Origin of the sequence: Dactylosporangium sp. NPDC005572 (genome assembly GCF_040605515.1) — a bacterium.
Lineage (GTDB): Bacteria > Actinomycetota > Actinomycetes > Mycobacteriales > Micromonosporaceae > Dactylosporangium.
On sequence record NZ_JBEXCY010000140.1, the window covers coordinates 16,329 to 30,209 of the forward strand.

Genomic DNA, 13,881 nt, shown 5'->3' on the forward strand with positions numbered 1-13,881 from the left:
GGCGTCAGCGGCTACGACACATGCGTGGTCACCGCCTCGAATCCGCGTTCCAGGTCCGCCAGCAGGTCGTCGACGTCCTCGATACCGACGGAGAGCCGGATCAGGCCCGGCCCGATCCCGCCGGCGCGCAGCTGCTCCTCGGTCAGGTTGGCGCTGACGGTGGAGGCCGGGTGGATGATGAGGCTGCGGACGTCGCCGATGTTGGCGAGATGGCTGAACAGCCGCACGGCCTCGACGAACCGGCGGCCCCTGGCCAGGCCCGCGGCCAGCTCGAAGGAGACGACGGCGCCGGCGCCGCGGGGCAGGTAGCGGCGGGCCAGCGCGGCGTGCGGGCTGGTGTCCAGGCCCGGGTAGTGCACCTGGGTCACCTGCGGATGGCGGTCGAGGAACTCGGCGACCGCCTGGGCGTTGGCGACGTGCTGGCGGACCCGCAGGCTCAGCGTCTCCAGGCCCTGCAGCAGCAGGAAGCTGTTGAACGGCGAGGGTGCCGGGCCGTAGCCGCGCAGCACCGTCGTGCGCAGCCGCAGGGCGTAGGCCAGCCCGAGCTTGGCGAACCGCTCCCAGTACCCGACCTCGCCGTGGCTCGGGTCGGCGGTGTGGAACCCGGGCCAGCGCCGCGGCTCGGCGCCGAAGTCGAAGCTGGCGCCGTCGACGACGACGCCGCCGATCGCGGTGCCGTGCCCGCTCAGGAACTTCGTCGTGGAGTGCACGACGATGTCGGCGCCGTGGTCCAGGGGGCGCACGAGGTACGGGGTGGCGAGGGTGTTGTCGACGATGAGCGGCACCCGGGCGTGCTCGTGTGCGACCTGCGCCACCGTTTCGATGTCGAGCACGACGCCGGTGGGGTTGCCGATGCTCTCGGCGAAGAATGCGCGAGTGTTCGGCCGGGTCGCGCGGCGCCACTCGGCCGGGTCGTTGACGTCGGACACGAAGGTCGTGTCGATGCCGAGCTCGGCGAAGCGCTCGCGCAGCAGCAGGACCGTGCCGCCGTAGACCCGGTCGGAGGCGACCACATGGTCGCCGCTGCGGAGCAGGTTGAGCAGTGCGAGGGTGGTCGCGGCCTGGCCGCTCGACACGGCGACTGCGGCCGAGCCGTGCTCGAGTGCGGCGATGCGCTGCTCGGCGACGACCGACGTGGGGTTGGACAGTCGCGAGTAGGCGTGCTGCTCGAGGTCGTCGAGGCGGAACGATGCGGCCGCCTGGTCGACGCTGTCGAACACGTAGCTGGTCGTCGCGAAGATCGGTGTCGCGCGGGCGCCGTTGGCCGGGTCGGGGGCAGCGCCGGCGTGCACCTGGAGCGTGTCGAAGCCCCACTCGGAAGTCGTCATCGACAAGAGATACTACACTAATCCCATAGGATATATGGGAGCGATATGATTTAGTTATGATCTCCGAACGGCTGGTGCGGCTGCGCGGCACCTACAACCTGCGTGACACCGGCGGCCGGGCCGCGGGGACCGGCCGCACCCGGTGGGGCAAGCTCTACCGCTCCGACGCGCTGCACCGCCTCGACGACGACGACCGGCGCGAGCTGGCGGCGCGCCGCATCGGGCTGGTCGTGGACCTGCGCCACGAGTCCGAGCGCACCGGCTTCCCGAGCGCCCTGCGGGGCCTCGGCGCCGAGGTGGTCCACGTGCCCGTGCTCGGCGCCGCGCCCGAGACCTTCCTCGCGGCGGGCGCGGGCCTGGACGAGTTCTACGACCACATCGTCCACGAGCGCGGCCATGCCCTCGTCGCGGCGGTCCGGGTGCTCGCCCGCTCCGGGAGCACGCCGGTGATCGTCCACTGCACCTCCGGCAAGGACCGCACCGGGCTGGTCGTCGCACTGGCGCTGGCGCTCGTCGGCGTCGGGCGCAGCACGATCGTCGACGACTACGCCGCCACGCAGCACCACCTGCCGCCGGCCCTGCTCGACCAGGTCGTCGCCCACTGGCGGCAGGCGCACGGCCGCCCGGTGGCGAAGCTGGAGACGCTGGTGCGGCTGAGCCCGCCGGCCGCCCTGGAGCGGGTCTTCGACCGGATCGAGGCGCGGCACGGCTCGGCCGAGGAATACGCCCGGGAGCACGGCCTCACCGGCGAGGACCTGATGCTGCTCGCCGACGTCCTCGTGGGCAGGCCGCCGGCCGCGGGTCCGCGCTGCGTCAGCCGGCGGCGGACCCAGCGGTGAAGTCGGCGGTGAAGTCGGCGATGACCTCGGCCAGCCGGGCCGGGTGCTGCTCCTGGACGTTGTGCCGGGAGTCGACGTCGACGATGCGGGCATCGGGCACCCGCCCCGCGAACTCGGCGACGACCTCGTCGGGAAGGTAGCCGCCGGTGGCCCGCACGAGCAGGACCGGCGCGGTCAGTGCCTCCAGCACCGACCACAGATGTGCGTAGTCGACCCTCGGCGGGCGCGCGTCCGGCGGCGGGCTGCCGAAATGGTGCTTGAAGACCACCCGGCCGTCGTCGCGGACCCTGGTGTTCTGCAGTACGCCACGGTCCAGTGCGGGGCCGGGCTCGGCGATGCCGGCGCTCGCCGCGAGGGCGGCAAGCTGTGCGCGGGACTCGAACACCAGCGGCCCGGACAGGAATGCGCGCACCTGCTGGGCGTCCTGCTCGCGAACGCCCGGCGAGACGTCGACCAGGACGAGCCCGCGCAGCAGGTCCGGGCGCAGCTCCGCCACCGCCAGCGCGACCAGTCCGCCGAGGGACTGCCCGACCAGCACCTGCGGCCGGCCGTCGGCAAGCGCCTCGACCGCGGCCGCCACGGCCCGGGCCACGGTCCGCGGCGTGTAGTCGAAGTCGTCGCGCCAGGCGGAGTCACCGTGTCCGGGCAGGTCGAGCGCGAGTGCGGGGCTGCTCAGTCGCAGCACGGTCGCGTCCCAGGTGTGCGCGTTCAACCCGAGGCCGTGCAGGAAGGTGTACCGCGGCGGCTCGTCACCCCACACCAGCGCACTCACCGACCCGTCCGCGGTCTCCACCTCGGCGCGGCGCACGGCCGGTAGTGCTGCGTCGAAGCCGACCTCCTGTGCGGTGCCGGCCAGCAACGCGAACTCGTCTGCCACCTCGTCCTCCATCCTTGGGTGCGGATCAGCTATGTCGTGACGGGACCGTGTGCGTTGTCCGGCGTCTGGCAGCCAGGAGGCCACGCGAGGTGCCGAAGCCGACCAGCATGTGTGCGGCGCGCGTCACCCGGTTCAGCACCCGGGTCACGACGGCTTGCTGTGTGAAGGACATGGCCGCAGCCTATCCGCTAATCCTATTGAGTCGATAGGATTAAACTCACCCCGGGCCGCCGCCGGATCCGTAACGCATCGGACATGGTGGATCAATGCTGGTTGTCTACCGTTCGAATGCCCCCTCCTTCTACCGACGACCCTCGATGACCCTGGAGAGCCGCTCATGGTCCTGCACCGCGAGCCCGTCCGCATCGTGCTGAGCGCCGGCGGCGTGCCTGCCGCCGTGCACCCGGCGCCCGGCGTGCGATGACCGTCCGGCCCGCCGCGCCGCAGGCCGACACGCTGGTCGAGCGCGTCCTCGCCGCCATGCCGGTGATCGGCGGACATCACGGCCCGCCGGTGTGCACCGGACCGGGCCACGTCGTCGCCGGCCCCGACCGGCACCGCTGCGGGCCCGACGTGGACATCCCGCGGCTGCGTGCCAACGGCATCGGCGGCCTGCTCTGGTCGGTGCACGTGCCGGCGCACCTGCCCGACCCCGACGCGGTCGTCGCCACGCTGGAACAGGTCGACGCCGTGTACCGGACCGTCGGGGCACACCCCGAGGTCTTCTCGATCGTGTACACGGCGGCCGGGGTCCTGCGGTCCGTCCGCGACGGCCGGATCGCGGCGCTCATCGGTGTCGAGGTGTCCCCGAGCCTCGCCGACCCGCTCCCCGTCCTGCGAGCATTCGCCCGGCTCGGTGTCCGGTACGTGACCCTGAAGCGGGACGACGGCGCCGCCGAAACCGGATGCGCGATCATCGCAGAACTCAACCGCCTCGGCGTGCTCGTCGACCTGTCGCAGGCGACGGCATCGACGCAGCGAGCCGTGATCGCGATGTCCACCGCCCCGGTGATCGTCGGCCGCTCCACCGGCGTGCACGGCGACCGCCCACGCGACCTCGCCGACGACGAGCTGCGCATGCTGCGGGCCAACGGCGGGGTCGCGCAGCTCGCCTTCGTCCCGGCGTTGCTGTCCCCTGCCGTTGCCGAGTGGACCGCCGAGGCTGCTGCGGAACGGCACCGTCTGGGACTGCGGACACCGTCAGGGGTGCGGGACGTCGACGACCGGTTCGCCCGGTGGCTGACCCGCCATCCGTGCCCGGCGGTGACGATCGGCCAGGTCGCCGACCACGTCGACCACGCCCGGGAGCTGGCGGGCGTCGAGCATCTCGGTCTCGGTGGTGACGTGTTGCCGGCCCGGCCCGAGGGGCCGGCCGGCTACCCGACGCTGCTGCGAGAGCTCGCCGTGCGGGGCTGGAGCGGAGCCGACCTCAAGGCGCTCACCGGCCGCAACGTCCTGCGCGTGCTGCGCGACGCCGAGGACGTCGCCGAGCTGCCGCTGTGGCCGGAGGTCGCGGCGTGACCCGGCCGCAGCCGGGCGTTACGCCTCGGCGGTGACGAGATAGAAGGTGAAGCCGGCCAGGAACGGCCCGTTCGCGAGACGGTGCAGCCACGCCCGGACCTCGGCCTCGGTCAGCTCGCCGGCCCGCACCGCCGCCGCCGACAGGCGGTCCAGCCGCAGGATCCGATCCGCCTCGCCGAAGTCCCGGAACACCACCGCGATCGCCTCGACCGACCTGACCCGCAGCCCGGCCCGTGCCGACAGGTGCACGAGCTGCCGGCCCACCGTCGCATTGCGCACCGTCCCCGCGACGAACCGGGCGACGCCGCGACTGGTCCGCACGTCCTCGTCGGCGACCGTGAGCGTGTCCCAGTCCGGCTCCGCCATGGCGAACACACCGCCCGGGCGCAGCACCCGCCGGGCCTCCGCGACCGCCCGGCCGGGATCGGCCAGATGCTGCAGGACGCGGTCGACCCGGGCCCGGTCCACGCTCGCATCGCCCAGCGGAAGATCGTGCGCGTCGCCGTCGCGCACCTCGACGTTGGACCGGCCGGCCAGCCGGCGGCTCGCCTCGGCCAGCATGCCCGGATCATGATCGATGCCCACGACCGACCCGTCGGCCGTGACCGCGTCGGCCAGCTGCCCCAGATCGGTGCCGGGGCCGCAACCGATGTCGAGCACCGTCTGGCCCGCCCGCACGTCGAGCGCGCCGAGCAGGCGCCGCTTGTAGTCACGGCCCACCGAGGTCGCGGCGGCAGTGTCCAGGTACGCGACGGGATCCGGCTTCACCGGAGACTGGCTCACCCGCCCACCCAAGCACACGGCGGTACCCGATCGGTCGACATCTCGTGAAGATTCCCGGCACTGGCGTGCCCACGCGGTGAACCTTTTCCTCCTCAGGCCGACGTGATTCGTGTATGACCTACCCGGCGGTGAATGTGGGCGCCTAGTAGGGGCGGGTGCCGGGGTACGGGCCGTCCGGGTCGATGGTGCGCATGATGCGCGCGCAGATGTTGTGCAACTGCCGGGGTTGCGCGTTGTTCAGTGGGTCGAACACGAGGCGGCGGACCTCGGCGACGTGGCCGGGTGCGGTCTTGACGACTTTGTCGAGGCCGTCGTCGGTGAGGATGGCGAGGGTGTAGCGGCCGTCGTGCGGGTCGGGGGAGCGGCGTACCCAGCCGCGCTTCTCGAGGCGGCTGATGGCTTGGGAGAGGCGGGGGAGTGAGCCCTCGGATATGGCTGCGAGCAGGCTCATCCGCAGTCGACGTTCCGGTGCCACGGAGAGCCCGGCGAGGGTCATGTACTCGAAGAGGTTGATCTCGGCATCGCGTTGGAGCTGACTGTCGAGCGAGCCGGTGAGGCGCGTCAGCACGGAGAACAGCGTCAGCCAGGTCTTCAGCTCGTCCTGGTCCAGCCAGCGGGGTTCGTCGGTCACGCCGAAATCATAGCAACGACTTGCATGTTTAAGTCATCGTCGCTACGTTTGACTTCACTGTTTAAGTCATCTGCCGTGATGGGGAATCATGAACATCGGTCTTTGGATCATTGCTGTGCTGGTCGCCGCCAGTTTCCTGTTCTCCGGCGTGTTCAAGCTCGCGCTGCCACGCGAGAAGTACATCGCCGCTCAGCCCTGGGCCGGGGACGCGCCGCACTGGGCTCCCAAGGTGATCGGCGTGCTGGAGGTGCTGGGTGCGATCGGCGTGATCCTGCCCGCGGTGGTCAACGTCGCGCCGACTCTGGTCCCGCTCGCCGCGACCGGGCTGGCCCTGGTGATGGCCGGCGCCGTGGTGATGCACCTGCGACGCGGTGAGTTCCCGGCGCTGGCGCCGAGCGGAGTGCTGCTGATCCTGGCCGCGGTGGTGGCGTGGGGCCGATTCGGACCGTACGCGTTCTGATCCCGTTTGCGAGGCCGTGGCCCGGCGGGCACGCAGTCGGCGCCCAGCTCCGTGCGGAGCCCGAGCGCGGCGCGCCGGACCGTCCGACCGATCGTAGAACTCTTGCCGGAACCGTCGCAGCTCCCCGAACGCCGCCCACGAACCGGATCATGCACACTGACCGCCAGGCAGCTCCTGGTTGTTGATCTCTTCCCTGGACAGGAAAATGATCAACCAGGAGCTGTCGTCACGATTGCCCGGGGCCATCGGTCAGCCCGCCGACGTTAAGATCAAGTGAGATGCGGATGTCGACCGGTCAGCAGTAGGGCGCGATCGCTGCGGTCGCTGGCCGGTGGCCGTCACCGTGAGGCGTTGCGGTGCCCGTGTGCCGCCGCGCCGCCGTGGACGCGGTGTCAGGGGCTCTGGGCCGTGGGCCGTGACAGCCAACCGAGCACCGCCATCAACGCCATTCCGGCGGCGGCGCCGGGCAGGATGGCGACCACCTCTGGTGGCAGCGGGAATCCTGTCCGCCGCGCGACGTCGACCTGCAGGACCACGAGCATCGCCAGCACGCCGACAAGTGCCCAGAAGCGGGCTCGCGGTACGAGCACGAGGAAGCCGCCGACCACCTCGACCGCGCCGACGGCATACCGCGGCAGCGGGTTGTCGCCGTAGCCGAAGTGCTGAAACGACTCGACCATGAACTCGCTGCCGACCAGTTTTGCTCCGCCCTGACCGACAAGCAGCACAGCGATGAGGACACTGAGCAACCAGACAACCTTCACGCGCATCGGACAGCCTCCATCAGGTACCCTCGGGCTATCCGGAGGCACCCTCAGATTAATGCGGAGGCAGCCTCCGTTTGTCAAGGAGCGAGATCATGACCGACCCTCCACGGCCGATGCGCGCCGACGCCAGGCGTAACTACCAGCTCATCCTCACGGAGGCGGCGGCAGCATTCGCCGAACGTGGGCTCGACACCTCCCTCGAGGACATCGCCCGCCGAGCGTCGATCAGCATCGGCACGTTGTACCGCCATTTCCCCACCCGCCACGCGTTGCTCGACGCGGTATTGGGCGACCGCCTGCGCCAGCTCGCGACAGCTCGTCCGCAGCACGGCGACGCCGATGGCACACTGACCGACTGGCTCGGCCACTTCGTCGCGGAGGCGACGGCCTATCGGGGCCTGGCCGAAACGGTCCTCGCCGCGCTGGCCGACCCCGACTCACGACTGCACGCGTCCTGCCTCGCGATGCACGACACGGCGGCCCACCTGCTCCGCGACGCCCAGCAACACGGGACCATCCGCAGTGATGTCCACATAGACGACCTTCTGCTCCTTGCCACAGCGCTCGCATGGTCGGCTGAACACCGGCCAGGCCAGCCCGCCGACCGACTGTCCAACCTGCTCGTGGACGGGCTACGCCGCCGATGACGGCGCCCACCCGCGGCGGTGCCTGCGCTGGACGCTGCTTGCCGCAGCGATGCGGCACATGGACCTCACCGCGCTGCCCGGATGCCGCCGTCGCGCGGGCGTCGCCTAGGACGCCGGCCCACAGCACGCGAGGTCGTCAAGGAGCGCGAGGGCGCTGACAGACTGGACCGCGGGCAACACCGGGCGGCTCCTCATCACCAGTGACCGCAGGCCGCGCCGGACTGCCTGCACCGCGGACTGCCAATCGCCGCACGCCCCAGGCCGTGCCGGGTGCGTGTGCTGATACCGCGGCGGTGGCACTGATTCCTCACGGCGCAGAGGCCAATACGCACGCCGGAGTGCGCACCGCACCTTTTGGTGCGTTCTTCCGCGCGGACGTCGGCGCTGGGCAGACTGGTGGCACCCGATGACCAAGCCGGGCCCGTTGTCGCTCGCTCACCCACAAGGAAAGTTCGATGAAGTTCCTGCTCCTGCCCTCACTACCCGACTACGAACGCAAGTCGCCCGGGCAGCAGTTGCGCGAGATCGTCGAGCAGGCCGTCCTCGCTGAGGAACTCGGCTTCGACGCCTTCGGCGTCGGCGAACGGCACGACGGTTTCTCGGTCTCGTCCTCGCCTGCCGTCGTTCTGGCCAACGCCGCCGCACGCACCAGCACGATCCAGTTGATGACAGCTGTGTCGACGCTCGGTCTGCACGATCCGCTGCGGGCCTTCGAGGACTACTCGACGCTCGACCATCTCGCCAGCGGGAGGCTGGACCTGGTCATCGGCAAGGGCGGTTACCACGAGACCCATCGCATCTTCGAGGTGACGCCACAGAACCAGTGGGACCGCCTTCACGAAAGCTACGAGGTCCTGCGCAGGTTGTGGAGGGAGACCGACGTTACCTGGACCGGACACTATCGACGGCCGATGGAGCGCGTCACCGCAGTGCCCCGACCCGGACGAGCGGACCTGCGGATCTGGCACGGCGCCAACACGAACCTGGAGAGCGCCGAGTTCGCCGCCGTGCACGGGGATCCGGTATTCACCTCGATCGGCACCACGGCCATCGGCCGATACCTGGAGACCGTACGCTACTACCGGGAACGGTTCGCGTTTCACGGTCACGATCCGAACCGCGCGCTGGTCGGCGTTGGCACGGGCGGCTTCCTCGCCGCCAAGACCAGCCAGGAGGCCGTCGAGAAGTTCAAGCCCGTGTTCACGCGGCGCTTCATGCACAACCAACGGTACGAGACCCCGCTCGACCGCCTCGGCATTGTCACGGTTGAGGACTACATCAAGAAGGTTGCCGCGCTCGTCGGTAGCCCGCAGCAGGTGATCGACACGATCCTGGCGCAACACGAGCAGTTCCAACACGACCTGATGCACATCCATGTCGACGCCGAGGCGCTGTCGGCTGCGGACTACCGCAACACGCTTGAGCTCTTTGCCACCGAGATCGCGCCGGTTGTCCGCCGGGAGATGCCCAACAAGCCCCTCGATGACTGGCACTCCGCAGCAGCTGCCGCCGCGCACACGGCGGGAGATCCGTGATGGCCGAGGCTGCCGCCCCGCCGTACCTCGGTCGTCGTCCGTACCTGGGCCCGCGGTGCTCGGCGAACTGGACCGTGCTCAGCCCAGCAGTCGAGCGCCCCGCCGTTGACCTGCGGGGCGGCCGTGGCGGCGCTGGCAGTGCTCGCCATTGCCGCCCTCGCCCCGCCGCTCCGGCCTCGCCGGTCCGGAGATCGAGCGAGGGGCTGTCCGGCGTAGGTTCCGACGCCCTGTGGTTAGCTCGCCGGCTTGCGGACGAGGTCGTACGCGAAGCTGACGTCCTCGACGAGCACGCCATCGTCGAGCTGCGGTGCGAGGTGGTCTGCCAGGTCCGCTTCGAATGCCGGGGCGCGGTCTCCGAACATGGGGGCGGCCAGGAATGAGGTTGAATACACAAACCCGGCCAGGTCGGCCACCGTCCAGCGGTGCGCGACGTGGAACTGGTGACGGCCCTGCGATTCGAAGCCCGCATCAGCCAGAACGGCGAGGTCTGGCCTGGCCTGGCGATCGGACTCCCAGTCCTGCGGGAGCCGATCGTGGGTATTCAACGTGCGGCTCCACTGCTGCAGGAGATCGTTCAGCGTCTGCTGCCACTCGGCCTGGCCGGACCACGGCGAATCCGACCAGCACAGCGCGAGGTGCCCGCCGGGCCGCAGCCATTCGAACGCGCGGCGAGCCACCTGACCCCGATGAAGTCGATGGAAGGCGTTGCCGATGGTGATGAGTTCGAAGCTCGTCCCATCGGTCGACAGTTCCTCCGCGCTTGACGTGATCGCTCGGATGGTGCTTCGGCTCCGGGCCGCCTTGGCTTCGACCAGACGAACCATGTCCGGCTCCTGATCCACCGCCCAAACCTCGGCGAAGGACTCCGCGAGCGCGAAGGCCAGTTGCCCGGTTCCGCAAGCCAGATCCAGCAGCCGTCCATAGCCGCGATGCGTGTACCCGGTTGATCAGGTCCTCCGTGAGCACCTGAGGGTAGGCCAGCCGGAACCGGTCATAGAACTCCGCGACGCCCCGATAGAGGTCAACGGCGAACTCCGGTTCGGCAGGCACAGCGCAGATTGTCGCAAACGCTATCGACCCGATGTGACGGCTCTCGGTCATCATCGACGAGGCACTGCCCGACGTGACCGGCCGCGGCGGGACGCTCGGCGACGAGGTCCAGGGTTGGCAACGGCGTCGCCGTGACGAAGGCCCGGCGTCGGGCGGCCGCACCGAGCGGGTCTCCACCACGCCGCGGGGGCAGGTAGGCACGGGCCCGGCTCGCCGTGCTGCCGCCCGCCGCGGCTGTCTGGTGTGCTGAATTGTCAGTTCGTCGGACGGGCCGTCAGGGGGCTACCTCGGGGTGTCCGGTGATGAATGCCCGGTTGTAGGTGTTGATGGCGATGGCGAGCCAGGCGACCGCGGTGTACTGCGCGTCGGTGAGCACCTTCCGGACGCCGGCAATCAGTTCTTCCGGCACGTGCCCATCCGCGACGAAGGTGATGGCCTCGGTGAGTTCGAGTGCGGCGCGTTCGGTCTCGTCGAAGTAGGCAGCTTCGCGCCACGCCGCGACCAGGCCCAGCCGCTCCGGTGTCTCGCCGGCGCCCGCGGCCTTGCGGATGTGTGCTCGGAGGCAGTGCGCGCAGCCGTTGAGCTGCGAGGCGCGGATCTGCACGAGTTCGACGAGTAGCGGCGACAGGCCGGCCTCGGCGGCCAGTTCGTGCGCCGCACCGTTGAGTTGAGCCACTGCCGCTGCGGCCGGCCGAGCATTACCTATCAAGTCGATGGACATAATAGGTATTATGTCGCAACCCTGGTGCAGGGCAAGGTGTCCTGGCTCTCCGACTACAACGGCGCCGCGCACGCAGAGCCGTAGCCGGTCGGCGCGGCGCCGCCGACCGGCTTGCCGGATCGTCGACACGACAACTGGCTGCTCCCGTGGCGCACCTCTCGGCCACGAGCTCATCGACGCCACGGTCCGCGAGCTGCTCGACCACGAGGCCGAGCAGCTCATCGCGTTCACCGCAGCGGAGAGGGCGCCCTGGTCGGACCGCTCGCCAAGCCGGCTTGACCGGCCTCAGACGGCCAGGACCGAGCCCTGGTACTTGTTCTCGATGAACTGCTTCACCTCGGCCGAGTGCAGCAGCTTCTCCAGTTTCTGGATCCGCTCGTCGTTCTCGTCGCCGGTGCGGACCACGACGAGGTTGGCGTACGGGTTGTCCTTGCCGGACTCCAGGACCAGTGCGTCCTTGGCCGGGTTGAGGTTCGTCTCGATGGCGTAGTTGCCGTTGATCACCGACAGCGTGGTGTCGTCGAGGCTGCGCGGCAGCTGGGCCGCCTCCAGCTCCTTGAACTGCAGCTGCTTCGGGTTGTCGACAATGTCCGTGCGGGTGGCCTTGACGCCGGCGCCGTCCTTGAGCTTGATGAGGCCCTGCGACGCGAGGAGGTTCAGAGCGCGGCCCGAGTTCGACGGGTCGTTCGGGATCGCCACGACCGCCTTGTCGGGCACCTCGGCGAGGCTCTTGACCTTCTTCGAGTACACGCCCAGTGGCTCGATGTGTACCGGCTTGAGCGCCGTGAACTGGTAGCCCTTCGTCCTCTTCTCCTCCTCCAGGTACGGCACGTGCTGGAAGTAGTTGGCGTCGAGCTGCTTGTCGCGCAGGGCCACGTTGGGCTGGATGTAGTCGTTGAACTCGACGATCTCCAGCTTCAGGCCCTCCCGGGCAGCGAGGTTGTCCTTGACGTATTTGAGGATCTCGCCATGGGGTACCGGGCTGACACCCACCTTGAGGGTGTCGCCGGGGCCGCCCGCCTCGTCGTCGGCGCCGCAGGCGGCGAGCCCGAGCAGGAGGGACGCGGCCGCGATGGTGGCGAGGATCGTGCGTCGCACGGTGGTGCCTTTCTACTTGTGGGACAGGCGTCTGGCGACGAGGTCGCCGAGCATCTGGACGAGCTGGACGAGGACCACGAGGACTGCCACGGTCGCGATCATGACCTCGTTCTCGAAGCGCTGGTAGCCGTAGCGGATGGCGAGATCGCCGAGGCCACCGCCCCCGACGACCCCGGCCATCGCGGAGTAGCCGACGAGCGCGACGACGGTGATCGTGAACCCGGCGACAAGGCCCGGGCGGGCCTCCCGCAGCAGCACCTTGCGCACGATCTGGGCCCGCGAGGCGCCCATCGCCCGCGCCGCCGCGACGACGCCCGGGTCGACCTCGCGCAGGGCCGTCTCGGCGATGCGGGCGTAGAACGGGATCGCGCCGACGGTCAGCGGGACGATCGCCGCCTCCGTGCCGATGGTGGTGCCGACGAGCGCCCGGGTGAGCGGGATGATCGCGACCAGCAGGATGATGAACGGCAGCGAGCGGCCGACGTTGACGATCAGGCCGAGCAGGGCGTTCACCGGTGGCAACGGCACCAGGCCGCCCCGGTCGGTGAGCACGAGCAGCACGCCGACGAGCAGGCCGCCGAGGGCGGTGAGCACCGCGGCGACCCCGACCATGTACGCGGTCTCCTGTACCCCGGCGCCCAGCAGCGGCCAGATCTCGTCCCAGGTCATGCCGGCACCTCATCGACCACCAGGCCGGCGTCGCGCAGTCTGGCCGGGGCCGACGTGGCCTCGGCCGGCAGCGCGAGGCGCAACCGGCCGGCCCTGGTGCCGGCCAGCGGCTCGATCGCGCCGCCGACGATCCGGATCGGCAGGTCATAGGCCCGCGCGAAGTCGGTCAGGAACGCGGTGTCGGCCAGCGGGCCGGCCACGGTCACGTCGAGGAGGGTCTCCCCGGCGGTACCGTCGCCCGGCGGGCCGAGCGGGAACAGCTCGCGGGCGAGGGTCGAGCCCGGGGTGGCGAGCAGGCCGGCGACCGTGCCCTGCTCGGTGAAGCGGCCGTCACGCATCAGGGCGACCGAGTCGCACAGTCGCTTCACCACGTCCATCTCGTGCGTGATGAGCAGGATCGTGAGGCCGAGCCGGCGGTTGAGGTCGCGCAGCAGCTGCAGGATCGAGCCGGTCGTCTCCGGGTCGAGGGCCGAGGTGGCCTCGTCGGACAGCAGCACCTTCGGCCGGCCGGCGAGCGCGCGGGCGATGCCGACCCGCTGCTGCTGCCCGCCGGACAGCTGGGCGGGGTAGGCGTCGGCGCGGTCGGCCAGGCCGACGAGGTCGAGCAGTTCGGCCACCCGGCCGCGCCGCTCACGCCGGGGTACGCCCATCACCTCGAGCGCGAACTCGACGTTGCCGGCCGCGGTGCGGGAGCGCAGCAGCGCGAAGTGCTGGTGGACCATGCCGATGCCCTGCCGGGCGGCGCGCAGCCGCGCCTCGGGCAGCTCGGTCAGCGCTACACCGCCGACGGTCACCGTGCCGGTGTCGGGGCGCTCCAGCAGGTTGACGCAGCGCAGCAGGGTGCTCTTGCCCGCGCCGCTGCGCCCGACCACGCCGCACACCTCGCCCTCCCGGACGGTGAGGTCCACCCCCGCGCCGGCGGGGACCACACCCCCGCGGGAGCGGGAGGGGTTAA

15 protein-coding genes are annotated in these 13,881 nt (G+C 70.5%); 5 read left to right on the forward strand and 10 right to left on the reverse strand.

Features of this window, described 5'->3' with window-relative positions:
* Positions 1 to 11 precede the first annotated feature (11 nt).
* Positions 12 to 1,328: an aminotransferase class I/II-fold pyridoxal phosphate-dependent enzyme gene (locus ABZS66_RS42565; protein ID WP_354768149.1), complete on the reverse strand. Its 1,317-nt coding sequence runs from the start codon at positions 1,326 to 1,328 to the stop codon at positions 12 to 14.
* Between the two features lie 56 nt (positions 1,329 to 1,384).
* Between ABZS66_RS42565 and ABZS66_RS42570 the strand changes: the two genes are divergently transcribed.
* Complete coding sequence (locus ABZS66_RS42570; protein WP_354768151.1) at positions 1,385 to 2,167, forward strand: tyrosine-protein phosphatase; 783 nt, start codon at positions 1,385 to 1,387, stop codon at positions 2,165 to 2,167.
* On the opposite strand, the gene ABZS66_RS42575 is transcribed toward ABZS66_RS42570, so the two are convergent.
* Complete coding sequence (locus tag ABZS66_RS42575; protein ID WP_354768153.1) at positions 2,142 to 3,044, reverse strand: alpha/beta hydrolase; 903 nt, start codon at positions 3,042 to 3,044, stop codon at positions 2,142 to 2,144. The genes ABZS66_RS42570 and ABZS66_RS42575 overlap by 26 nt on opposite strands.
* Before the next feature lie 420 nt (positions 3,045 to 3,464).
* On the opposite strand from ABZS66_RS42575, the gene ABZS66_RS42580 reads away from it, so the two are divergent.
* Positions 3,465 to 4,565 carry a membrane dipeptidase gene (locus tag ABZS66_RS42580; protein WP_354768155.1) on the forward strand — a complete coding sequence of 367 codons (1,101 nt, stop codon included), beginning with the start codon at positions 3,465 to 3,467 and terminating at the stop codon, positions 4,563 to 4,565.
* Between the two features lie 18 nt (positions 4,566 to 4,583).
* Here ABZS66_RS42580 and ABZS66_RS42585 read toward each other — a convergent pair whose 3' ends face one another.
* Together ABZS66_RS42585 and ABZS66_RS42590 are read right to left on the reverse strand one after the other, a co-directional pair.
* Entirely contained in the window at positions 4,584 to 5,348 is a 765-nt protein-coding gene (locus tag ABZS66_RS42585) for a methyltransferase domain-containing protein (RefSeq protein ID WP_354768156.1), read from the reverse strand.
* Between the two features lie 142 nt (positions 5,349 to 5,490).
* Positions 5,491 to 5,979, reverse strand: a complete 489-nt coding sequence (locus tag ABZS66_RS42590; RefSeq protein ID WP_354768158.1) for a MarR family winged helix-turn-helix transcriptional regulator — start codon at positions 5,977 to 5,979, stop codon at positions 5,491 to 5,493.
* Positions 5,980 to 6,067: 88 nt separating this feature from the next.
* Here ABZS66_RS42590 and ABZS66_RS42595 point away from each other — a divergent pair, with 88 nt between their 5' ends.
* Positions 6,068 to 6,439 (forward strand): DoxX family protein, encoded by a 372-nt coding sequence (locus tag ABZS66_RS42595; protein ID WP_354768160.1) that lies wholly within the window; start codon positions 6,068 to 6,070, stop codon positions 6,437 to 6,439.
* A 392-nt stretch (positions 6,440 to 6,831) separates the two neighbouring features.
* Here ABZS66_RS42595 and ABZS66_RS42600 read toward each other — a convergent pair whose 3' ends face one another.
* The gene (locus tag ABZS66_RS42600; RefSeq protein WP_354768162.1) at positions 6,832 to 7,209 is read right to left on the reverse strand and encodes a MauE/DoxX family redox-associated membrane protein; all 378 of its coding nucleotides are present in this window, start codon (positions 7,207 to 7,209) and stop codon (positions 6,832 to 6,834) included.
* A gap of 110 nt (positions 7,210 to 7,319) precedes the next feature.
* Here ABZS66_RS42600 and ABZS66_RS42605 point away from each other — a divergent pair, with 110 nt between their 5' ends.
* The gene (locus ABZS66_RS42605; RefSeq protein ID WP_354768164.1) at positions 7,320 to 7,853 is read left to right on the forward strand and encodes a helix-turn-helix domain-containing protein; all 534 of its coding nucleotides are present in this window, start codon (positions 7,320 to 7,322) and stop codon (positions 7,851 to 7,853) included.
* A gap of 455 nt (positions 7,854 to 8,308) precedes the next feature.
* Complete coding sequence (locus ABZS66_RS42610) at positions 8,309 to 9,388, forward strand: LLM class flavin-dependent oxidoreductase (protein ID WP_354768166.1); 1,080 nt, start codon at positions 8,309 to 8,311, stop codon at positions 9,386 to 9,388.
* Positions 9,389 to 9,621: 233 nt separating this feature from the next.
* Here the strand turns inward: ABZS66_RS42610 and ABZS66_RS42615 are convergent, their stop codons facing one another.
* The 5 genes from ABZS66_RS42615 to ABZS66_RS42635 all read right to left on the reverse strand — a co-directional run.
* Positions 9,622 to 10,302, reverse strand: a complete 681-nt coding sequence (locus ABZS66_RS42615; protein WP_354768175.1) for a class I SAM-dependent methyltransferase — start codon at positions 10,300 to 10,302, stop codon at positions 9,622 to 9,624.
* Between the two features lie 410 nt (positions 10,303 to 10,712).
* Positions 10,713 to 11,159 (reverse strand): carboxymuconolactone decarboxylase family protein, encoded by a 447-nt coding sequence (locus ABZS66_RS42620; RefSeq protein ID WP_354768168.1) that lies wholly within the window; start codon positions 11,157 to 11,159, stop codon positions 10,713 to 10,715.
* 285 nt (positions 11,160 to 11,444) lie between these two features.
* Positions 11,445 to 12,257 (reverse strand): MetQ/NlpA family ABC transporter substrate-binding protein, encoded by an 813-nt coding sequence (locus ABZS66_RS42625; protein ID WP_354768169.1) that lies wholly within the window; start codon positions 12,255 to 12,257, stop codon positions 11,445 to 11,447.
* Between the two features lie 12 nt (positions 12,258 to 12,269).
* Entirely contained in the window at positions 12,270 to 12,926 is a 657-nt protein-coding gene (locus ABZS66_RS42630) for a methionine ABC transporter permease (RefSeq protein WP_354768171.1), read from the reverse strand.
* Positions 12,923 to 13,881, reverse strand: a 959-nt coding sequence (locus tag ABZS66_RS42635) for an ATP-binding cassette domain-containing protein (protein ID WP_354768173.1), incomplete at its 5' end; no start/stop codon positions are given. The genes ABZS66_RS42635 and ABZS66_RS42630, both read right to left, overlap by 4 nt.

Excerpts from the sequence above, each read along its gene's own strand:
- ABZS66_RS42605 (WP_354768164.1), top strand. The coding sequence starts at position 7,320 with ATGCGCGCCGACGCCAGGCGTAACTACCAGCTCATCCTCACGGAGGCG.
- ABZS66_RS42620 (WP_354768168.1), bottom strand. The coding sequence starts at position 11,159 with ATGTCCATCGACTTGATAGGTAATGCTCGGCCGGCCGCAGCGGCAGTG.
- ABZS66_RS42610 (WP_354768166.1), top strand. The coding sequence starts at position 8,309 with ATGAAGTTCCTGCTCCTGCCCTCACTACCCGACTACGAACGCAAGTCG.
- ABZS66_RS42565 (WP_354768149.1), bottom strand. The coding sequence starts at position 1,328 with ATGACGACTTCCGAGTGGGGCTTCGACACGCTCCAGGTGCACGCCGGC.
- ABZS66_RS42595 (WP_354768160.1), top strand. The coding sequence starts at position 6,068 with ATGAACATCGGTCTTTGGATCATTGCTGTGCTGGTCGCCGCCAGTTTC.
- ABZS66_RS42630 (WP_354768171.1), bottom strand. The coding sequence starts at position 12,926 with ATGACCTGGGACGAGATCTGGCCGCTGCTGGGCGCCGGGGTACAGGAG.
- ABZS66_RS42570 (WP_354768151.1), top strand. The coding sequence starts at position 1,385 with ATGATCTCCGAACGGCTGGTGCGGCTGCGCGGCACCTACAACCTGCGT.
- ABZS66_RS42580 (WP_354768155.1), top strand. The coding sequence starts at position 3,465 with ATGACCGTCCGGCCCGCCGCGCCGCAGGCCGACACGCTGGTCGAGCGC.
- ABZS66_RS42600 (WP_354768162.1), bottom strand. The coding sequence starts at position 7,209 with ATGCGCGTGAAGGTTGTCTGGTTGCTCAGTGTCCTCATCGCTGTGCTG.